We start from the raw sequence: 19524 nt of genomic DNA on the forward strand, positions 1-19524 counted from the left end.
GATGGAGAATCCCTTGTCTCTCAGCTTCGGGATCAGCCCTGCACTCGTCACGCCATTTTCTCAGGGCGGAGTCGATATCCGGCGGTTGGCCGATCTTGCCAAGGATTGCCTCGCCCGAGGCTGCCGCACGGCTACGATCTTCGGCACGACCGGCGAAGGCCCCTCCGTCGATGCCATCACACGGGACCGCGTCGCGACGGAGCTCATCGAACTCGGCATCACGCCCGATCAGCTCGTGGAAGGTGTCATCGCCTGCTCAGTGGAGGAGGCCGCCGACAGCACGGGTCGCGCCTTGCGCCGCGGCGCCCATGCGGTCCTTCTGGCGCCGCCCTTCTATTTCCGGCCCGTTCCGGACGAGGCCGTCTTCGCCTGGTTCGCCGAGGTTTTCGGCAAGGTCGGCAGCGATCTTCGCGGCGTGATCCTCTATCACATTCCCGGTATGACCGGGGTACCGCTGTCCCACGCCGTGATCCGCCGTCTGGTACGGGCTTTTCCGGGCGCTATCCGCGGCATCAAGGATTCCGGGTGCGATGCGGACGCGACACTCGCCCTGATTGACGCCTTTCCCGATCTCGATGTCCTCGTCGGTGACGAGAGCTATCTCGGCCAGGCCTGCGCCGCAGGCGCCGCCGGCTCGATCTGCGGCCTCGCCAACTTCATACCGGAGGCCGTGATCGCTCTGGCAGAGAACGGGCAGGACGATCCACGCGTCGTGGAACTCGTGCGTGCGATCACGGATCATTCCGTGGTTCCGATGGTGAAGGCGCTCGTGGCGTATGTGCGCGGAGACCGTGCCTGGGCCGCCGCGAGACCGCCACTCCCTACCATCGACGAGGAGAGCACCGCCCGCGTCGCGAAGCTGCTCGAGCCTTTCGGCCCCTTGCCGAAGGCCGTTGCATGAGCGTGAGCCGCCCGGCCCTTCGCTCCGAAATCAAGCTGCGCGAGCGGGCCTATGATGAATTCACGCATCACCTGCTCCAGAGCCGTCTCAAGCCAGGCCAGTTCGTCAGCCAGCGCGAGCTCGTTGCCCTCACGGGTTTCCCGCTCGGGGCGATCCGGGAGCTGATCCCGCGGCTGGAGACCGAAGGGCTGATCGTCACCGTGCCGCAGCGCGGATTGCAGATCCTGCCCCTGGACATCAATCTGGTCCGCAATGCCTTTCAGTTTCGCCTGATCCTGGAGCGCGAAGCGATCACCTCCTTTGCGCAGACGGCCAGCGACGCGGTGATCGAGCGGATCGAGGCGGCTCATCAGGCGATCGTCGCATCGGCGCGCGAGGGCGTGACGGACGACATCATTGCCGAAGCGCAGCAGGTCGATCGCGCGTTCCACGAGACGATCATCGACGAGCTCGACAACGACATCATTTCCAAGGCCTACAGAGTGAACTGGATCAAGGTTCGCCTCATCCGACAGAACGAAACGAGCTTGGACGAGGAGCTTGTGATCCCGGTCATGGACGAGCACCTCGCCATCATCGCCGCTTTGAAAGCGCGGAATGCATCGGCCGCTGTGAAGGCCGCGGTCGCGCATATCATGAACGCTCGCGCGCGGGCGCTCAGACTGGAGTAATCGTGTCGGAATCCGTCCGACCGGATCGACCGATGCACGACAAGCCCGTGATCTGTCTCGGATGCGCCTTCTGGGACACCATCTTCAAGGTCGACCAAGTCCCGGGGCATGGCACGAAGGTGATACCCGAAAAGGCCGTGCAGGCAGCCTCGGGCATGGCGACGGCGGCAGCGGTGACGATTGCTCGGCTGGGTGGCCAGGTCGAGCTCTGGGCCCGCATCGGCGACGATCCAACCGGCGACAGCTTTCTGCACGACCTCTCGAAAGAGTCCGTGCGCGTCGATCGTATCCGCCGGATCCGCGGCGCGCGTACGGCATTCTCGACCATTCTGGTCGATCGCACCGGGGAGCGGCTGGTGGTGCCCTATACCGACCCGACGCTCGACAGCGACCCGAGCTGGCTGCCTCTGCCCGCGATCGCGGATGCCGGCGCTGTCCTTGTCGACATGCGCTGGGTCGAGGGCGCGCGGGCCGTGCTGTCGGAAGCCCGGCGTCATGGCGTTCCCACGATCGTCGACGCCGATATTGCTCCGCTCGAGGTATTGCGTGAGCTGATCTCAATGGCGGATCACGTTCTGTTTTCGGAGCCGGCTCTGCTGTCCCTGGCAGGTTCGGCATCGCCGCGACAGGCCTTGCTGGAGCTCGCATCGAAGCTCAGCGCGGATGTCGTCGGCGTGACCGTCGGAAAGGATGGTGCGCTGATTTGGGAGCGCGGGACATCAGAGGGCCTCGTGCGCGCGTTCCCCTCCCCGCCCGTCCGCGCCGTCGACACCCTGAATGCCGGCGATATCTGGCACGGCACCTACGCCTATGGCCTCGTGAACGGCTGGGGGCTCATGCGCTCGGTGCAAATGGCGAATGTCGCAGCGGCGATGAAGTGCGAACATTTTGGCGGTCGGCTGGGTGCGCCCCGGTTGGAGGATTTGCTCGCGCGAAGCCGGTCGTGCGCGCTCGAGCCGGTCTTTGTGTGATCAGGCAGGTGACCCGTTGTTGCGAGCTGCGGGCGAGGCGAACCATCCGTCGACGGGTAGATTGCTTCACTGCGTTCGCAATGACGAAGAGGATTTGAGGGCGGGAGGTGCAGGGCCGGAAACGGAAAAAACGCCGGACCCACTGCCGGCCTTGCGAGCCGTAGACGTGATGCACTGCCCTTTCCGCCGCACTTCCGTCGTTGCGAGCCGCAGGCGAAGCAATCTACCCCTCGACGGGCGGGCTCCTGGATTGCTTCACTGCGTTCGCAAGGACGGTGAGGACGTGAAGCCGCGAAGAGCCCTACCGGAAACGGAAGAACGCCGCGCGTACCGCATCACGACAAGCCAAGCGAGTGCGTGTCCTTCACAGTCGGCTTTCTCCGTCTCTCGCCGCGATCACCCCGGCTTATACTCTCGCGTCGCTTCGGGATCCTCCGACGAAAACGGGACAGCCTTCAACTCATCCCATACCGTCTCCGGAATCGGCCATTGCGCCCATTCGAGCGTCTGCGCCACCCGTTCCGGCCTGCTGACGCCGCAGATTGTAGCGGTGATCCGCTCGTCACGCAGTGAAAACTGCAGGGCCGCGGCGCCGGGCGGAATGCCGTGCCTGGCGCAGATCGTCTCGACCTGTCGGATCGGGTCCAGCACCTCTCCGGAGGCCTCCTGGTAGACGTAACGCGGATAGGCGCTCGAGCCCTTGGCGAGAACGCCACCGGCATAGGGGGCAGCGTTCAGGACGGCGATGCCCTTGGCGTTCGCGAAGCGGATCATTTCTTCCGCGTTGCGGTTGGTCAGGGTGAAGCGATTGTGGGTGATCAGCGTGTCGAAATCCCAGTCGCGGAGGATCGGCATCATGATCTCCACCGGGCCGGCGGCGAGGCCGACCGCCTTCGCGAATCCCTCCTCCTTGATCCTGAACAGCTCGGCGATCGCACCATGCGGGCCGGTGGTTTCCTCCAAGGAGACCGCATGCTCCGGATCGTGGAGATGCAGGAGATCGATGCGGTCGAGGCCCAGCGCCTTCAGGCTCTGCTCGAGGGATCGCCGGGCCTGCGCGCCATCGAAGCGGTTGGTCTCGGGATCGCGATCGAGCTTGGTCGAGATCACGAAACCCTCAGGGAGGCCACCACGCTCGCGGATGACGGCGCCGATCCGCTCTTCACTGCGCCCGAACCCGTAGATGCGGGACGTGTCGAGGAAGTTCACCGGGCTTGCGAAGATGGCGCGAATGGTTTCCTTGGCTCGCTCCTCATCGACCCCAAAGCCATAGGTGTCCGGCATGTCGCCGAGTGCCGAGGTGCCGAAACAGACCGTCGAGACAGTGAGATCCGTGCGACCCAGTCTTACCTTGTCGACTCGAGCAGCTGGCATGCAATCGCTCCGCTAGGGACTCTCACGGCCGCCTCACCGTGAGCCACATCGAGGCTCACGGATCGAGCAACATCTTAGCTCACGAATTCTATGTGCCAATCCGCAATGGCGCGTGCAGCTTGCGCAGGGCTGCGAGCGCGGAAAGCGCCGTGATGCGGCCCGTCTTCGGGTTTTCCGACGGCACGTTCTCGATCGAGAGGGTAAAGCGAGCCGAGTCCGCATCGACCTCGATGGTGTGGCAGTTGCGCGAAACTCCGGGATCCGCCCAGATCTCGATCATGGTGCGATCCGGGCCGATTCCCGCCAGCGAGAGGGCTGCTGCAACGTTCACGTTAGCCGGAAAGCCGGCGGCAGCCTCGCGTGCCGTGCCGCTGAAGACCCGTTTCGGCTCTTCTAGCCCCTCGACCGAGATGCCGTTCTTCTCGAGGTAGGGAGCGCCGGCCAGCCCGCGCGGAGGTTTGCGGGTCATCATGCGCACGGAGTGGATCTCGCCTTCGGCTGCCGCAGTGACGGCGTCGAGACCGAGCAGCGCTCCCGTCGGAACGATGATCTGGCCGCCGGCCTCACGCGCGAGGTCGATGAGATCTGGTTTGGGCAACAATGCGCCGGCGCTCAGCACCATCACCCTCTTGCCTGCCGATAGCATGGGCCGACAGATGTCCTCGAGGATTGCGGCCGGCGCGGCCTCGACGGCGAGGTCCGCATAATCGGGAAGGCTCGGCAACGTCAGGATCGGGCAGTCGATCCCCTCGTTCCGCATCCATGCCTCGGCCTTAGAACGGTCACGAACCGCAACGCCGGCAAGCTCGAGCCCCGGCACGCCATCCGAGAGACGGCGAGCGAGGGCGCGTCCGATAGCGCCGAGACCCGCTATGGCAACACGTGTGGTCGGCATGAAGGCGCTCCAAAGATAACACGACGAGGCAGTTTGACCGGGGCGGCCGGCGCGCCCAGGATCTAACCCTCGCGATCGGAGGGAGCAATGTTTCGAAGTTTAATGGCAAGAACGCTTGCCGTCCTGGGAACCTGTCTCGGCCTTTCCTGGGGCTTGTCAGACTCCGCCCGATCACAGGACTGGCCCACCCGTCCAGTCACCATGGTGGTTCCTTTCGCTGCGGGTGGCCCGACGGATGTGCTGGGCCGTGTCATGGCGGAGTATATGAGCCCGATCCTCGGCCAGCAGATCATCGTCGAAAACGTCGGCGGAGCCGGCGGCATGACGGGATCGCTGCGCGTGGCCCGTGCGGATCCGGACGGCTACACCTTCGTGCTCGGCACCGTGGGCACCCATGCTCAGAACCAGACGCTCTACAAGAAGCCGCAATATCACGCGGCGACCGACTTCCAGCCCGTGGCGCTCATCGCCGAAGTGCCGCTGATCCTGATCACGCGCAAGGATTTCCCCGCTGATACGCTCGAGGCGTTCATCGCCTACGCGAAGGCCAATCAGGATAAAATGACCTACGGCTCCGCGGGGGCAGGGTCCGCGACCCATCTCGGCTGCGTTCTTCTCAACGCCGCCATGGGAACGAAGATCGCGCACGTCCCCTATCGCGGCACCGGGCCGGCCATGCAGGACCTACAGGGTGGGCGCATCGACTTCCTGTGCGAGATCGTCACCACGGCCCTGCCCCAGATCCAGGGCGGTGCGGTGAAGGCCATTGCCACGCTTACCCGCGAGCGCTCGCCGGTCCTACCCGATCTACCGACGGCCCATGAGAGGGGCCTCCCCGATTTCGAGGCCTATACCTGGAATGCCTTTTTCCTCCCGAAGGGCACGCCCGAGCCGATCGTGAAAAAGCTCCACGATGCGACGGTGCAGGCGATGGACAACCCGGCCGTGCGAGATCGTTTGCAGGGCCTCGGCGCCATGCTGGTCGCCCCGGATCGGCGAAGCCCGGAATACCTCGCCGGCTTCGTCGAGAGCGAGATCAAGAAGTGGGCCGAGCCGATCCGCTCCAGCGGAGTCAACGTCGAGTAGCGGTTCGCACCCGCTTCTCGATCGGAAGCATCACTTCTCTCGGCGGAATCCGGCTATGACGCCGCCTCGACTGCGGCGGCCGTTCGCCAGTTCGCGAGCTGCCGCATCAGCACGGGCAGGAGCAGGACCAATCCGAAGAGCGAAGAATAGAGCTCCGGCGTCACAAACAAGATGGCGGCGACGGCGAGGATCGCGCGCTCCCAGGCAACCGCGCGGGTCAGGAGCCACCCGGACAACGCAGCGCCCAAACACGCAATCCCGGCGACGCAACCCAGGAAGCCGATCGTGAAGTCGGTCCAGTTGAAGCCCTTCGTCACAAGGAGGAGCGACGGCGAGAATACGAACACGAAGGGCACGAGCACCTTGCCGAGTCCGAGGCGGAACGCCGTGTTGCCGGTCTTGAACGGATCGGCACCCGCCATTCCAGCGGCCGCATAGGCAGCGAGCGCCACGGGCGGCGTGATGTCGGCGAGAACGCCGTAATAGAAGACGAAGAAATGCGCGACGATCGGCTCGACGCCAAGCATTCCGAGCGCTGGCGCGGCGATCGTCGCCATGATGATGTAATTGGCCGTCGTCGGGATGCCGCAGCCCATCAGGATGCAGACGACGCCCGTCATGATCAGCGTGAACATGAGCGTGAGCGCCTTCATGTCCATGAGGACTGCCGGCACGATCGCGGATGCGCTCGAGGCGAGCGAAGCGGCCGTCGAGGTCACGATGAAGGAGATCTTGAATCCGACGCCGGTCAGCGTCACGACGCCGACGATGATGCCCACCGTCGCCGCGGCGGCGCCGACTGCGAGCGCATATTTCGCGCCGTCGCGCAGGCCCTCGTAGATCTCGTACAGCGTGAGGCGCCGGCGCGGATTGAGGAGCCCGACCGCAATGCACAGGGTGATGCCCCAGAAGGCGGCCAAGTACGGCGTGTAGCCCGCGAGCAGGATCGCGATCAGCACGATGAGCGGAATGATAGTTGGCCAGTCTCGCTGCAGCGCTGCCTTGACGTCCGGCATCTCCTCGGGCCGCAGGCCGCGCAGCCCGTTGCGCTTCGCTTCCAGGTGAACCTGGATGAACACGCCGAAGAAATGCATGAAAGCCGGCACGATCGCAGCGAGGATGATCGTCGTGTAGGGCAGGCTCAGGAACTCGATCATCAGGAACGCGGCGGCGCCCATGATCGGCGGCGTGATCTGCCCGCCCGTGGACGCCGCGGACTCGACGGCAGCCGCGAAATGCCGCTTGTAGCCGAGCCGGATCATCGCCGGGATGGTCAGCGAGCCGACCGTCACGGTGTTGGCCACCGAGGAGCCCGAAATCATCCCGAACAGGGCCGAGCCGAAAATCGATACCTTTGCGGGACCACCGGCATAGCGGCCGGCCACCCAGGCGGCGCAATCTAGGAAAAGCTGGCCAAGCCCGATGCGCGTCGCGAAGACGCCGAACAGCACAAAGTGGAAGACGTATGTCGCCACGACGCCGAGCGCGATGCCGTAGATGCCCTGGCTCGTCAGGTAGAGGTGGTCGACGAGCTGCGAGACGGTCGCACCCGGATGGACGAGGATGCCCGGCATCTGCGGCCCGAAGAGCGCATAGGCGCAGAAGAGGAGCGCGATGATTGGCAGCGGCCAGCCCACCGACCGCCGCGTTGCCTCGACCAGAATGATGACCAGCGAGGCCCCGAGGATCACGTCGGTGGTCGTCGGATTGCCGACCCGGAAGGCGAGATCGTCGAGGGGAATGAGCGGCACATGGAGCACCGCGGCCACGGCGACGATGGTGAGCGCCCAGTCGACGAGCGGAATGCCGAGGGGCCGCAGCAGGGTCGATTTCGGGGGAGCCGCATAGCCCCGCTTGGTGAGCGGAAAGACCAAGAAGATCAGGCCGAGGACGAAGGACAGGTGAATCCCGCGATGGACGGTCTCCTGCAGGAGCCCGAACCCGGCTGTGTAGTAGTGGAACAGCGACAGGACGAAGAGGAGCACGCCGACGAGGATGCCAGCGGCCGGCATGAGCGGCCGGAACCGCATCTCGGGATCGAACTGCTCCTCGAGTTCGCGGGCTTTCGCTTCATCGAGTTCCATCGTGGCCATGCGGCGCTCCCTGGATGATGCCGGCGCGCCGGCAGCGATCACGGCCGGGCCCGGTCTCTGCCGGAAACACCCGGATGAAGAACGGCGGCGCGATGGCGCCGCCGGATCCTGGCTTCAGGATACCCGCGCTCCACAAGGTCTGATGCGGAGCGCGGGATGGCGGGAGCGTCCTTACTTCAGGACGCCCGCCTCGCGATAGAACTTCTCGGCGCCCGGATGGAGCGGGACGCCGAGACCGGTGGTCGCGGTCTGGAGCTGGATCAGCTTGCCCTTGGCATGGCCCGCATCGAGCAGCTTGCGCGTCTCGTCACTCCAGAGCGCCTTCGTGATCTTGTAAACGAGGTCCTCAGGCTGCTTCGCGCTCGTGACCCACTGGGCATTCACCGAAATCGTCTGGGTCTCCGCGACGTCCTTGTAGGCGCCGGCCGGGACCGTGTCCTTGGCGAAGAACTTGTATTCCGAGAGCAGCTTGTCGGCCTCCGGGCCGGTGATCGGCACCAGCGAAATTCCCGTGGAGGTTGCGAGCTCCGAGATAGCACCCGTGGGATAGCCGCCGACGAAGAAATAGGCGTCCAGCGCGCCGTCCTTGAGGCGGTCGCTCGAGGGGCCGGGCTTCAGGTATTCGGCCTTGATGTCCTTTTCCGTCAGGCCGAAGGCTGCGAGGACGAGGCGCGCGTCGACGATGGTGCCAGAGCCCGGCTCGTCGAGGGAGACCCGCTTGCCCTTCAGGTCCGCGACCGACTTGATGTTCGCGTCCTTGCGGGCGACGAGGTGGATGGTCTCCGGATAGAGGGTCGCGATCACCCGCAGGTCCTGAACCTTCGGCTTGCCCTCGTAGAGACCCGTCCCGGTATAAGCCCAGAACGCGACGTCGGACTGCGTGAAGCCCGACTCGGACGACCCGCCCTGGACGGCGTTGATGTTCGCGACGGACCCGTTCGACGCGACGGCCGTGGCGACGAGGCCCGGGACTCCCCTACCCTCCGCACCCGAGATCGCATTCGCGATCAGACCGCCGATCGGGTAGTAGGTGCCCGCCGTGCCTCCCGTGCCGATCCGGAAGAACGCCGGGGCCTGGGCCACCGCGAGTCCGGCGCAGCCGAGACCGAGGGCCAAGGCGCCCCCGAGCGCCCAGCGGCGGCTGATGTTGATGTTCCTCATCGTGTTCCTTTCGAGATCTTGTCCCTGACGGACCGCCCGCGGCTCTGACCGGCCGCGGTGGCGATCGCTGCCGGACGGATACAAGCATTCGCCCGTGTTGCAAGTCGGCCAGGAGGCGAGCATCTGTCAGGGCTCATTGCGGCGCATCCCCGCGAGAAGACGGCGCGCCAAATGGCTGCGCCCGGGAAACCCACGCAGGCGATATCCGTTGTACTCGCATGACGGCTGCGCGCCCGCGGAGACCGTACCCAAAACTCATGAGGGTTGATCGCGCAGCCGCCTCACACCGACCGGCGAGGTGAGCCATGGCTGATCGATCTAAATCAGACCGCGAGAATGCAGCACTCGATGCGGTGAGGACGAGACAGGAGGCGGACGCCGACGCCACCCGGAAAACGGCAGATCGATCCGCAGCCTCACCCCAGAAGAACGAGACCGCCGCACCCGACAGCCCCAAGCGTCAGGGCGACAAAATGGCGGACGCGGTCGATGCCGCTGCAGGGCAATCCAAGAATCAAGCGTAGAAGAGGAGGTTTGATGATGGCACGCAATCCCCTTTCGCCGTATCGCTCCGGCGGGATGATGGAACGTGGCCTCGGAGGCGACCCGTTCCTGTCGCTCCACCGCGAGATGAACCGCCTGTTCGATGACGTCTTTCGCGGCTCATTCGGAGGCCAGTCAGGCGGGTCCCAGGGCGGGGGCGCGATGGTCCCCCACATGGACGTGAGTGAAACTGACAAGGAAGTCCGGATCTGTGCCGAACTCCCGGGGGTGAGCGAAAAGGATGTCGACGTCACGCTCGACAACGATGTGCTCACCATTCGGGGCGAGAAGAAGTTCGAGCGCGAGGACGAAAGGGAGAATTATCACGTCTCCGAGCGGTCCTTCGGAACCTTCCAGCGCATGCTGCGTCTGCCCTTCTCGGTCGATCCGGGGGACGTGAAGGCGAATTTCGAGAACGGCGTCCTCACCGTTACCCTCCCCAAGGGCAAGGAGCAGCAGCGCTCGCGCCGCATCGAGGTTCAGGGCTCCGGGTCTGGGGCCACTTTGGCCGGGCAATCCGGCACGAGCAAGGAGCAATCCGGCTCAAGTAAAGAACAATCGGGCGCGAGCAAGGGAAAGCAGGGCTGATCCTACGCGCATGGCATTGTCGAAGCCGAACGGCCCGCTCCTCTCCCGAGGAGCGGGCCATTTCATGCAGGGTTTGGTCGAGCGAACCGCTCGCTTCCGCCGGAGAGAAGGCTCCCGCGACGGCGAGCGGCCGCCTCAGCCCAGAAGACCTGCGCTGGCCTCGCTGACGACCGGCCAGACCTCCAGCGAACCCCGGTAGATCATCTCGAGAGCCACGTAGAGGATGACCGCAAGGCCGACATAGGCGATCCAGCGGTGGCGCTGGAGCAGCTTCGCGATGAAGGTCGCGGCTATACCCATGAGGGCGATCGAGAGGCCCAGTCCGAAGATCAGCACCATCGGATGTTCGCGCGCGGCGCCCGCCACGGCCAGCACGTTGTCGAGAGACATCGACACGTCGGCGATGACGATCTGCCAGGCGGCCTGGGCGAAGGTCTTACGGGGTGCGCCACCGGCCACCGTGCCGTCGCGGCTGTAATCCTCATTGTCGAGCGCCTCGGTCGCATCGACCTCCTCCGCGTGCGACGTGCGCAGCTCGCGCCACATCTTCCAGCACACCCAGAGCAGCAGGATGCCGCCGGCCAGCAGAAGGCCCACGATCTGCAGGAGCTGCGTGGTCAGCCCCGCGAAGATGATACGCAGCACGGTGGCGGCGATGATGCCGATCAGGATCGCCTTGCCCCGCTGCTCGCGGGGCAGGCCGGCCGCAGCCAAGCCGATGACGATGGCATTGTCGCCCGCCAGGACCAGGTCGATCATGATGACCTGGAGGAGGGCCGTTAGAGCTTCACCAGTGAAAATTTCGGACATGCAGCACCCGTTGTTGCCGACAAGGATGGTGGCCTGCACGAAGTCTGCCCCGAAAGGCCAACAGCCGCTCACGGGTAGCGCCCGATGCCGAATGGCAGCGGTATCGCTCCGGAAACGATTACGGCCGAGGGGAGTTCACGAGAGCCAGGCCACCTAGTTGGATATCCAGTCCGACATCACAGTCCCGCAGAACTGCCAGAGGGGCCCGGTCTGGTAGAGCAAGTGTAGGAGCAGGCGGCGCGAAGCTCAAGACCGGGCCGCGATTTGTCCCCTGACCCTACGGCAAATGCCTGGCCCGACTGAAGCTTGGCCGGTCCGGCAGGGCGGGAACGCCTTGCCCCGGGGGACGTTGTCTCCGGTCAGGGGGCTGCCCGGAGCCGCCTCATGAGCGCGACCGGCCTCGACGTCTTCGACGAGACTCTCCAAGCCACCCATATCTGGCTCGACGAGCTCACGGCCGAGCTCGGGCCCGACCGGCATGTCGCGTGGCACATGCTCGGCGCGGTGCTGCGCGCCCTTCGAGACCGCCTGCCGCTGGAACTCGCCGCTCCTCTCGGCTCGCAGCTGCCCTTGCTGATCCGAGGGATCTACTATGATCAATGGCGGACCGTGGGCCTGCCGTCCCGCTATCGATCTCTGGAAGAGTTCCTCGATTCTGTGCTCGATCACGCCGGCGCATCCTGGTCCGTCGACCCGCAGGATGCGGCGATCGCCGTATTCGACGTCCTGGCCCGGCATTTGCCCGAGGGGCAGATCCGGAAGCTCCGCGATAGCCTTCCCGCGGAGATCCGCGCGCTCTGGTCCGATCCTGCGCAGGATGTCGGAGATGCAGGCGACATAGGTCCGGTCACGGCACATCCGGAGGACATCCGCAATATCCGGACGTGAGGAGGTTGGTCACGGGACTTGCGCAGATCCAGGCATTGCCGCGCCTGCCTCCAAAATTGCCTCGCCTGCGGTTCGCAACGACGCAGTGGATCCGGAGACTACTTGCGTTTCCGGCCGTGCTCATCCGTAATTACGTCCTCTTCGTCCTTGCGAGCACAGTGAAGCAATCCAGGGGCGTATTCGTCGAAGGGTAGATTGCTTCGCCTCCGGCTCACAAGGACGATGAGAAAATGTTCGATGCGGCATGGGACGCAGGCATTGTGCTGGAACAAGCACTGTCCGTTCAAGACCTCCGGAACGCAGCGTCGCCGGTTGCTTCGCAGGAGGATGTCACGACCGCCGCGATGGCAAGCGCGAGCTCTTCCTGGAGGAACGGCTTCGTCAGGCGCGGGATGTCGAGTTCGGTTCGCTCCGCCAGCGCCGCATGGCCGCTCACAAGCAGGATCGGCATTTCGGGCCAACGGCTGCGAATCCGTTTCGCCAGTTCGAGCCCCGTCATTCCCGGCATGGCATAGTCCGTTATCACGAGATCGACCGATGCATTTTCCTGCAGCACCGCGAGGGCTGCCTCGCCGGTTGAGGCCTCGAAGACCGTGTGGCCGAGATCCTCGAGCATTGCAGCCGCGCCCATCAGGACGAGGGGGTCGTCCTCGACGAGGAGCACGGTGCATGCCCGCTGAGGCAGATGCGTTCGGTCGTCCCTCGCCGCATCTTCCGGAAGTGGCTCGCCCTGCGGTAACCACAATTCGGCCGTCGTCCCGCTTCCGATCGCACTCTTGAGTCTTAAGGCGCCGTTGGATTGAACGGCAAGGCCATGGATCATGGAGAGGCCCAGGCCCGTGCCCTTGCCGACTCCTTTTGTCGTGAAGAAGGGTTCGATGGCGCGGGCCAACGTAGCCGAGTCCATTCCCATCCCGGTGTCGCTCACCGAAATGCAGATATAGGGACCTGCGCTCAACCCTATTTCGTTGAGGCGAAGTACCTCTTCTGCACGGGCCGCAATCGTGATCGTGCCGCTGGTCGGCATCGCATCCCGCGCATTCACGACAAGATTCAGAAGCGCCATTTCGAGCTGGTTCGGATCGACCTCGACAGGTGGAAGATCCGGTGGGAATTGCGTCAGGATCCGGATATTGGACCCGAGCGTTCGGGATAAAAGATCGGTCATGTCCGAAACGAGCTTCGGCACGTCGACCACCTGAGGCGTGAGATCCTGGCGGCGGGCGAATGCGAGCAGCCTTTGTGTCAGTGCGGCTCCTCGTTGAGCACCCTGAATCGCTCCTTCCAGCAATCGGCCTGCACGCTCATCATCCTTGATGCGCTTCCGCAGCAGATCGAGATTCCCCAGAATCACGGCAAGCAGGTTGTTGAAATCGTGAGCGATACCGCCCGTGAGCTGGCCGATGCTTTCCATTTTCTGGGATTGCAATAATTGCTGCTCGGCCGCGAGACGTTGCTCACTCTCTTGTCTGAGCCGGAGAAGCGCTTGTTGCTTCGATTGCGCCCGCCGCAGCGCAAGCCATGAGACGACCAGCAGAACCAGAGCCGAAAGCGCCGCCACGGCGCCGTAAATTCGCAGATGCCGATACCATCGGATGAGAATGACATCGGCATCAATACCGAACGCGACATAAACGGGATACGGGACAACGTGGCGATAGGTATAAATGCGCTCGCGCCGGTCGGCAGTGGAATTTCCCGACAGAACCTTCCCTTCTGGCCGGCTTGCGATGCTTTGCATAAGAAGGCTCTCGGCCTCCAAACGCGTATTCGCCCATCGAAGCGGAGCCCGCGCGAGGATCTCGCCATCTGCGCGCACCAGTTCCGCCTCGTGTGGGACGGGAGGAGCAGCCTTCTCGAAGAACCGCGCGAAATATTCCGGGCTGAGCGCGACGTGAATGATACCGTCGAACCGTCCATCCCGCGTGGATCGACGGCGGCTGACGGCGAATGACAGAGTCCGGGTCGCCTTGCCCTCGAAGACGGCGCTGATATACGTCCCTGCATTCTGCTCCTGTTGAGCCTTGAACCACTCCCGCTCGGAGATCGTGACAGCCGGATCCCACGCCTGACTTCCGGCACGGACATGGCCGCTCGCATCTGTAATCCAGATCGAGACTGCCTGTTCGAGAGGAGCCTTGAGGCTGCGCAGGAACGCACTCGTCTCCGGCGTCGCGATCTCTTCCCACGACATGCTCCAAATCCGATCGTCGACGCGCCCGATGGCCAGATCGACCGTGTCGAAGACCTTGCGTGCGTGCTCGTGAAGGATGGAGGCCGTGCGTGCGATGGTATCCTCGCTTTCGCGCAAGACCTCTCCCCGGTTCCAATACGCCGCGGCCACGAACACAATCGCAGGGATGAGGAGAGAGGCCACCAGCAGCAGCCGGTGGAGGCGAACCGAAGTCATCAGGGGATGGTCCTCACGGAGATATGCGGGAATGAGAGAAGACCTCATCTGGTCGGCTTCGACATTCTTCGCTCCGGCGCCATCGCGGCTATTGCTCGGCCTTACCATCAGACTGCGGACCGGGCTTCCTCCTCGGCCCTGTATCATGCTCCCTCGGGAACGAGGCCGGGAGACCTGACTTAATGTCACGGCCGGCCTCCGTCGAGGGGCAGACCAGAGACGTCCGAAAAGCCGCCAATGATCAGGGCAAAAAGAGAGCGCCTCGCGGGCGCTCTTGAAGTCTTCGGCCCGTGCACAAGGGGAATGCGGGGAGGATCCGGGCCGGTATATTCTTCCAACGTTGCTCGGGACGTTGCGTTCCAGCTTGGCGACAGCAAAATCGTTCGTCGAGCGCGCTGACTCGAGTGAACCGCACCGGGCGCCGAGTCGCCGGCCATGGTCAGCGATCATCGCCTCGAGAGGATCAGCGCCTCATTCCGCGAAGCGAACGAGGGCACGTAGCCCTTCGATCAGATGGCTGCGCTGGGCGTCCGTCAAAGCCCCTTGGCAGGTCGCATCGATGAGCGCGGCCAACTCCTCGGCGCCGGGGCGCCGTTCCCGGATCTCGCTCGCCCACATGGCGATCCGGGAGGCCTTGGCGGCACAGGACGGACACTCGTCGATGATCTCGTGAGCGAGGGTGAGGATGCTCTCGATGGGCGAGACGTCGGAATTGTCTTTCATGACCGTGCAGAGGGCTTACTTGGGCTCGATGCTCGGGTCACCGCCCGGGGTTCCCGGCGGTGGGATCACCCGCGTGGTGCCGGGATCGGGCGGCCGGATCGCCATATCGGGCGCGATGTCAGTCGGCGGATGGATCACGCCGTCGCTCCGGTCCAGGCGCTCGCTCAAGTTCTCGTCCGGCCGGTTCATCGAGCCGGTGGAGCGCGGATCCTGGGGTCCGGTGCTCTCGGACCGAGGCGTCTGCGGGTTCGCCGGCACAGGTGCGGCTGTCTGGGCTTGTAACGGTGCAATGCCTGTCAGAAGGCTGATTGTCACCGTACTCGCGCAAAGAAGCGCTTTCATGGTGATCTCCCGTCCATACGGAAAGAACGCAGCCCTGGAAAATATCGTTCCAGCGAGTTCGACAGGCGTTGCAGCAGGCGCTGCTCTCGCAAGGCAGGCGCGATCTTTGTCTGACCATTTTCGGCTCACGCGAACATCCGCCTGCACGCCGTCTTTTTCGGGAACGTTCGCATCCGAGGTCCGTTTGACTTGCCGACGGCTACAGCCGGATCAGAATTCAACGGAGTGTCAAGATGCGTTACACATTGCTCACCACGGTCGCCGTGGCGACTCTCGCGCTGGGTGGCCAAGTCGCCCTTGCGCAAACCGGTCAATCGCCCAGCGCGACCTCGAGCCCAATGAAGCCGCCGGTCAGTTCCTCCGAGACCTCGGGCAGGTCGGAGACTGCACCGGTTCAGAGCCGCGGCTCGAGCACCTCTTCGGACCGATCGGAAGCCCAATCGAGCCAGAACCAGCGTCAGGGCGCCTCTTCGCGGGAGGATTCCCGCTCGTCCTCCGCGAGTTCCTCCTCGACCCAGGGTCAGCATCCGACCACCAGCGCAAAGGAGAGCTCACAGGATTCAGCCCGGTCTCCGGATAGCCAGCAGCGCGGTTCGCAAGGATCCTCGCAATCGGCCACGGATACCAGAACAGGCGCTGGTTCGGCATCGCGCGCCGATACCGATCGCCAGCAGCGGACTCGGCAGGAGGAAACCTCTCAGTCGAAAACGGCCGACCAGCCACGCTCGACCACTGGCGCGAACCGGCAGCGGGAAGGCTCGACCGGTTCGACAGCGACACAGCAGCGCCCGAACGATGCACGGCAGGAACCGGGCACCGCTCGCAGCTCGACTTCGGATCAGAGGAGCACCAGCGAAAGCACGTCCGGCCCATCCAGGTCCGGCGCCCTGGCGAGCCTGAATTCCGAGCAGCACTCGGAGGTGACCCAGGCCTTCACGAGCAAGAGCGTCAATACGGTTTCGAAAGTGAACTTCGACGTCTCGGTCGGCGCAACGGTCACGAGTGACGTGCACTTGGCGCCTGTGCCGGACGAGGTCGTGCGGATCCTGCCGCAATACCGCGGTTACCGATACGTGGTTGTGCGCGACGAGATCGTGATCGTGGAGCCCCGGACGAAGCGGGTCGTCGAGGTGATTTCCAAATCCGGCACACCGCACCGCTCGTCGGCTTCGCTCAGCCTTAGCACGGAGCAGCGCCGCAAGCTGAAGAGCTCGGTAGAGACGACCGGATCGACCAGATCCTCATCCACCCGGATCGAGCTTCGGCAGGGCGAGACGCTACCGCAGGACGTCACCCTCATCGAGGTCCCGGACACCATCGTCACCGAGATCCCCGAGCTTCGCACCTACCGCTACGTGGTGATCGGTGACGAGATCGCCATCGTCCAACCCGATACCCGCCGCGTGATCGAGATCATCGAGTGAGTTCTCCTGCAGGGGGCGGTCTATCCGCCCCCTGCAGGTTGTTCACCACCAAGGATCCGAGTGGCCCGTGCCGAGGATGCTCCCTGGTTTCGGGCAGGATGTCATTCCGCGGCCTAGACATTAGCCTTGTGATGGCGCCCTTCCCGGAATTCCTCGATCATCTTCTTGCAGAAGGCCGGGAGGTCGTCCGGCTTTCTCGATGTCACGAGCCCGTTATCGGTCACCACCTCCTCGTTCACCCACTGGGCGCCGGCGTTCTTCAGGTCGGCCTCGAGAGACGGCCACGAGGTCATGCGCCTGCCTTTCACGCCACCCGCATTGATCAGGGTCCAGGGGCCGTGACAGATCGCAGCGATCGGCTTTCCGGTTTCAACGAAATGGCGCACGAAGGCGATCGCCTTGGGCTCGAGCCTGAGCATGTCGGGATTGATGACCCCGCCCGGGAGCACGAGGGCCTCGAAGCTGTCCGGCTTCGCGCGATCGAGTGATTCCTCCACGGGGATCTGGTCGCCCTTGTCGTGGTGATTATAGCCTTGAATGGAGCCGGATCTCGGGGAAACGATACGAACCGTCGCCCCGGCTTCCTTGAGCGCCCTCACGGGTTCCGTCAGTTCGACCTGCTCGACTCCATCGGTGGCCAGAACGGCGACGGTGTGCCCATCCAATTCCTTCGCCATGGCGATAACTCCTTGCTGAGGGGATTCAGGGGGCTTGAACGGGCTCGAACCCACGTCGTTCCAGCTATGTCCGCACTCACAATGTCGCGCCTCTTTCGGCTTCCTGGCCGCTCCGATTCGAGCCGGCACAAGGCCCCATGGATTCGTTCCATGAGCTTGGCAAACCTTTGCAAGGAGTGAGCTGCCCATGCACAGGTCGCTGAGAGTCCGCTTGAATCGTTTCCTCGCCCTCTCCGTCGCGAGAGGCTCCTGCCGGTGCCAGACGCCTCTGCCGGAGGAACCCTCTCTGGCAGGAGCCGTTCTCGAAGCGGCTCTGATCCAAGCCGCCGATTATCGCCAGCTGCAGCTTGGCTCGGGATAATCCAGTCTGGAGGGGTTGCGTAGGCGGCGCACATTCCTCTACGTCATATTTTGACCTTAGTTGTTGGGGGCGCGATTCTTTGGGGCATTGCAGGCATGCGCATTCTTCTCGTCGAGGATGAGGCCGCGATCCGCGAGATCACAGCCTCCGAACTCCGCGACTCGGGTTACGAGGTCATAGAGGCCGAAACCGGCGACGAAGCCCTGAGCTTTCTCGATAAGGGAGACCTGCCCGACGTGCTCTTCACCGATATACGCCTTCCGGGGAAAGCGGACGGATGGGCGGTTGCGGAGCGGTTCCGGGCAGCGAAGCCGTCCCTGCCGGTGCTCTATGCGACGGGATATTCGGTCTCGCAGAACCCAGTCGAAGGATCCCTGTTCTTCCGAAAGCCATACCGGCCGAGCCAAGTCGTATGGGCCATCGTCGCCCTCACGGGTCGGCGCCCCGAGCAGCCACCGGTGAGCGGCGATCAGGTCTGACGAGGTCGCCCGAGTTGATACGGGCGTCCGCTATCGCTCCCGCCTGCAAGGATTGCTTCTGCCTCGATGCGGGCTTGCTTGAAGAAGTGAAACGTCTCCGTCTGGCCTGACTTTAGCCATCGCCTTCAGAGCCGGGCGGAAGAATAGGTGCCGGACGCCATCTTACGGCCGCAGGAGACAAGCTTGTCGGCAACGTGTAGTCACCGATGCGCCGGCAACGAGTACTCCGGCCTGCAACCAAGGGGGCACACAATGGAGGCACAGTCTTCGAGTCTCGCGCAGATCGTCGCATCCAGCGAGCAGAACATCCTGTCGGACTGGATGCGCCATCTGAAGAACGCGGGAGCAACAGGAGGGGGCCGGATCTCCGAAGCCGAGCTTCAGACCCAGTGCCGCGATTTTCTCTCCGCCCTGCGGCAGGTGCTTGCCGCGAACGGGAGCATGGACATCCAGGCCAGCAGTTTTGCGGAACTCCGCGACATGCTTGGAGACATCTCACGGTCCCGGGCCATCCAGGGATTCAGCCCGAGCGAGACAGCGGTCTTCGTCTTTTCGTTCAAGCAGCCGCTCTTCGATCTCCTGCGGCAGGAATACCGGGATGACGCAGCGGCTCTCGGAAAGGAGCTCTGGGTACTCTCGTCCCTGCTCGATCAACTCGGCCTTTACACCCTAGAGGTCTATCAGAAGAGCCGGGAAGAGGTCATCGCGCGCCAGCAGGAGGAGATCGCCGAGTTGTCCACGCCCGTGGTCAAGCTTTGGGACGGCATTCTGGCCCTGCCGCTCATCGGCACGCTCGACTCGGCGCGCACCCAGGTCGTCATGGAGAACCTGCTGCAGAGCATCGTCGATCAGAATGCCGAGATCGCAATCATCGACATCACCGGCGTGCCGACGGTTGATACGCTGGTCGCGCAGCATCTCCTCAAGACCGTCGCGGCCGCCCGCCTGATGGGAGCCGACTGCATCGTAAGCGGAATCCGGCCCCAGATTGCCCAGACGATGGTTCATCTCGGGGTCGAGCTGAACGTCGTGTCGAAAGCTTCCCTCGCCGACGCCTTTGCGCTGGCGCTGCAGCGCACCGGAAAGCTGGTCGGGATTCAGCGAGCTGCCTCGGTGAGGGCCTGAGC

The 19524-nt window shown here is 64.1% G+C and carries 19 protein-coding genes; 10 read left to right on the forward strand and 9 right to left on the reverse strand.

The window, feature by feature from the left end; translation table 11 throughout:
* The first annotated feature begins 13 nt into the window (after positions 1-13).
* Genes BN1233_RS23500 through BN1233_RS23510 form a run of 3 tightly spaced genes read left to right on the forward strand, consistent with a single transcriptional unit; the run spans position 14 to position 2543 of the window.
* Positions 14-901 carry a dihydrodipicolinate synthase family protein gene (locus BN1233_RS23500; RefSeq protein ID WP_046866194.1) on the forward strand — a complete coding sequence of 296 codons (888 nt, stop codon included), beginning with the start codon at positions 14-16 and terminating at the stop codon, positions 899-901.
* Positions 898-1572 carry a GntR family transcriptional regulator gene (locus BN1233_RS23505; RefSeq protein ID WP_046866028.1) on the forward strand — a complete coding sequence of 225 codons (675 nt, stop codon included), beginning with the start codon at positions 898-900 and terminating at the stop codon, positions 1570-1572. The genes BN1233_RS23500 and BN1233_RS23505 overlap by 4 nt, the downstream gene beginning before the upstream one ends.
* Positions 1573-1604: 32 nt before the next feature.
* Complete coding sequence (locus BN1233_RS23510) at positions 1605-2543, forward strand: PfkB family carbohydrate kinase (protein ID WP_046866195.1); 939 nt, start codon at positions 1605-1607, stop codon at positions 2541-2543.
* Between the two features lie 396 nt (positions 2544-2939).
* Here BN1233_RS23510 and BN1233_RS23515 read toward each other — a convergent pair whose 3' ends face one another.
* Together BN1233_RS23515 and BN1233_RS23520 are read right to left on the reverse strand one after the other, a co-directional pair.
* Complete coding sequence (locus tag BN1233_RS23515) at positions 2940-3917, reverse strand: aldo/keto reductase (RefSeq protein WP_046866029.1); 978 nt, start codon at positions 3915-3917, stop codon at positions 2940-2942.
* Positions 3918-4005: 88 nt separating this feature from the next.
* Positions 4006-4812, reverse strand: coding sequence for an aspartate dehydrogenase (locus tag BN1233_RS23520; protein WP_046866030.1), 807 nt, complete (start codon positions 4810-4812; stop codon positions 4006-4008).
* Between the two features lie 201 nt (positions 4813-5013).
* Here BN1233_RS23520 and BN1233_RS23525 point away from each other — a divergent pair, with 201 nt between their 5' ends.
* Positions 5014-5898, forward strand: a complete 885-nt coding sequence (locus tag BN1233_RS23525) for a Bug family tripartite tricarboxylate transporter substrate binding protein (protein ID WP_052763896.1) — start codon at positions 5014-5016, stop codon at positions 5896-5898.
* A 53-nt stretch (positions 5899-5951) separates the two neighbouring features.
* On the opposite strand, the gene BN1233_RS23530 is transcribed toward BN1233_RS23525, so the two are convergent.
* Both BN1233_RS23530 and BN1233_RS23535 read right to left on the reverse strand, forming a co-directional pair.
* Positions 5952-7991, reverse strand: coding sequence for a TRAP transporter permease (locus tag BN1233_RS23530; protein ID WP_046866032.1), 2040 nt, complete (start codon positions 7989-7991; stop codon positions 5952-5954).
* A gap of 171 nt (positions 7992-8162) precedes the next feature.
* Positions 8163-9152: a TAXI family TRAP transporter solute-binding subunit gene (locus BN1233_RS23535; RefSeq protein WP_046866196.1), complete on the reverse strand. Its 990-nt coding sequence runs from the start codon at positions 9150-9152 to the stop codon at positions 8163-8165.
* A gap of 305 nt (positions 9153-9457) precedes the next feature.
* Here BN1233_RS23535 and BN1233_RS23540 point away from each other — a divergent pair, with 305 nt between their 5' ends.
* On the forward strand, positions 9458-9676 hold the full coding sequence (locus tag BN1233_RS23540) for a hypothetical protein (RefSeq protein WP_046866033.1): 219 nt from the start codon (positions 9458-9460) through the stop codon (positions 9674-9676).
* 13 nt (positions 9677-9689) lie between these two features.
* The gene (locus BN1233_RS23545) at positions 9690-10283 is read left to right on the forward strand and encodes an Hsp20/alpha crystallin family protein (RefSeq protein ID WP_063776650.1); all 594 of its coding nucleotides are present in this window, start codon (positions 9690-9692) and stop codon (positions 10281-10283) included.
* 135 nt (positions 10284-10418) lie between these two features.
* On the opposite strand, the gene BN1233_RS23550 is transcribed toward BN1233_RS23545, so the two are convergent.
* Positions 10419-11093: a TerC family protein gene (locus tag BN1233_RS23550; RefSeq protein WP_046866198.1), complete on the reverse strand. Its 675-nt coding sequence runs from the start codon at positions 11091-11093 to the stop codon at positions 10419-10421.
* A 384-nt stretch (positions 11094-11477) separates the two neighbouring features.
* On the opposite strand from BN1233_RS23550, the gene BN1233_RS23555 reads away from it, so the two are divergent.
* A complete protein-coding gene (locus BN1233_RS23555; RefSeq protein ID WP_063776651.1) occupies positions 11478-11981 on the forward strand; it encodes a DUF2267 domain-containing protein in 504 nt (167 codons plus the stop codon).
* Positions 11982-12264: 283 nt separating this feature from the next.
* On the opposite strand, the gene BN1233_RS23565 is transcribed toward BN1233_RS23555, so the two are convergent.
* The 3 genes from BN1233_RS23565 to BN1233_RS23575 form a co-directional block, all read right to left on the reverse strand.
* Complete coding sequence (locus tag BN1233_RS23565) at positions 12265-14391, reverse strand: response regulator (protein ID WP_046866200.1); 2127 nt, start codon at positions 14389-14391, stop codon at positions 12265-12267.
* 471 nt (positions 14392-14862) lie between these two features.
* Positions 14863-15114, reverse strand: coding sequence for a hypothetical protein (locus BN1233_RS23570; protein WP_046866035.1), 252 nt, complete (start codon positions 15112-15114; stop codon positions 14863-14865).
* A 15-nt stretch (positions 15115-15129) separates the two neighbouring features.
* Positions 15130-15456 carry a hypothetical protein gene (locus tag BN1233_RS23575; RefSeq protein WP_048708412.1) on the reverse strand — a complete coding sequence of 109 codons (327 nt, stop codon included), beginning with the start codon at positions 15454-15456 and terminating at the stop codon, positions 15130-15132.
* A gap of 920 nt (positions 15457-16376) precedes the next feature.
* On the opposite strand from BN1233_RS23575, the gene BN1233_RS48520 reads away from it, so the two are divergent.
* A complete protein-coding gene (locus BN1233_RS48520; protein ID WP_187144356.1) occupies positions 16377-16880 on the forward strand; it encodes a DUF1236 domain-containing protein in 504 nt (167 codons plus the stop codon).
* A gap of 113 nt (positions 16881-16993) precedes the next feature.
* Here BN1233_RS48520 and BN1233_RS23585 read toward each other — a convergent pair whose 3' ends face one another.
* Positions 16994-17557 carry a type 1 glutamine amidotransferase domain-containing protein gene (locus BN1233_RS23585; RefSeq protein ID WP_046866037.1) on the reverse strand — a complete coding sequence of 188 codons (564 nt, stop codon included), beginning with the start codon at positions 17555-17557 and terminating at the stop codon, positions 16994-16996.
* Positions 17558-18013: 456 nt separating this feature from the next.
* On the opposite strand from BN1233_RS23585, the gene BN1233_RS23590 reads away from it, so the two are divergent.
* Complete coding sequence (locus tag BN1233_RS23590) at positions 18014-18397, forward strand: response regulator (RefSeq protein ID WP_048708415.1); 384 nt, start codon at positions 18014-18016, stop codon at positions 18395-18397.
* Between the two features lie 252 nt (positions 18398-18649).
* Positions 18650-19522, forward strand: a complete 873-nt coding sequence (locus tag BN1233_RS23595) for an STAS domain-containing protein (protein WP_046866038.1) — start codon at positions 18650-18652, stop codon at positions 19520-19522.
* Positions 19523-19524: the final 2 nt, after the last annotated feature.

It is taken from the genome of Microvirga massiliensis (assembly GCF_001006805.1).
Classification (GTDB): Bacteria; Pseudomonadota; Alphaproteobacteria; order Rhizobiales; family Beijerinckiaceae; genus Microvirga; species Microvirga massiliensis.

Excerpts from the sequence above, each read along its gene's own strand:
- BN1233_RS23505 (WP_046866028.1), top strand. The coding sequence starts at position 898 with ATGAGCGTGAGCCGCCCGGCCCTTCGCTCCGAAATCAAGCTGCGCGAG.
- BN1233_RS23510 (WP_046866195.1), top strand. The coding sequence starts at position 1,605 with ATGCACGACAAGCCCGTGATCTGTCTCGGATGCGCCTTCTGGGACACC.
- BN1233_RS23515 (WP_046866029.1), bottom strand. The coding sequence starts at position 3,917 with ATGCCAGCTGCTCGAGTCGACAAGGTAAGACTGGGTCGCACGGATCTC.
- BN1233_RS23520 (WP_046866030.1), bottom strand. The coding sequence starts at position 4,812 with ATGCCGACCACACGTGTTGCCATAGCGGGTCTCGGCGCTATCGGACGC.
- BN1233_RS23525 (WP_052763896.1), top strand. The coding sequence starts at position 5,014 with ATGGTGGTTCCTTTCGCTGCGGGTGGCCCGACGGATGTGCTGGGCCGT.
- BN1233_RS23530 (WP_046866032.1), bottom strand. The coding sequence starts at position 7,991 with ATGGCCACGATGGAACTCGATGAAGCGAAAGCCCGCGAACTCGAGGAG.
- BN1233_RS23535 (WP_046866196.1), bottom strand. The coding sequence starts at position 9,152 with ATGAGGAACATCAACATCAGCCGCCGCTGGGCGCTCGGGGGCGCCTTG.
- BN1233_RS23540 (WP_046866033.1), top strand. The coding sequence starts at position 9,458 with ATGGCTGATCGATCTAAATCAGACCGCGAGAATGCAGCACTCGATGCG.
- BN1233_RS23545 (WP_063776650.1), top strand. The coding sequence starts at position 9,690 with ATGATGGCACGCAATCCCCTTTCGCCGTATCGCTCCGGCGGGATGATG.
- BN1233_RS23550 (WP_046866198.1), bottom strand. The coding sequence starts at position 11,093 with ATGTCCGAAATTTTCACTGGTGAAGCTCTAACGGCCCTCCTCCAGGTC.
- BN1233_RS23555 (WP_063776651.1), top strand. The coding sequence starts at position 11,478 with ATGAGCGCGACCGGCCTCGACGTCTTCGACGAGACTCTCCAAGCCACC.
- BN1233_RS23565 (WP_046866200.1), bottom strand. The coding sequence starts at position 14,391 with ATGACTTCGGTTCGCCTCCACCGGCTGCTGCTGGTGGCCTCTCTCCTC.
- BN1233_RS23570 (WP_046866035.1), bottom strand. The coding sequence starts at position 15,114 with ATGAAAGACAATTCCGACGTCTCGCCCATCGAGAGCATCCTCACCCTC.
- BN1233_RS23575 (WP_048708412.1), bottom strand. The coding sequence starts at position 15,456 with ATGAAAGCGCTTCTTTGCGCGAGTACGGTGACAATCAGCCTTCTGACA.
- BN1233_RS23585 (WP_046866037.1), bottom strand. The coding sequence starts at position 17,557 with ATGGCGAAGGAATTGGATGGGCACACCGTCGCCGTTCTGGCCACCGAT.
- BN1233_RS23590 (WP_048708415.1), top strand. The coding sequence starts at position 18,014 with ATGCGCATTCTTCTCGTCGAGGATGAGGCCGCGATCCGCGAGATCACA.
- BN1233_RS23595 (WP_046866038.1), top strand. The coding sequence starts at position 18,650 with ATGGAGGCACAGTCTTCGAGTCTCGCGCAGATCGTCGCATCCAGCGAG.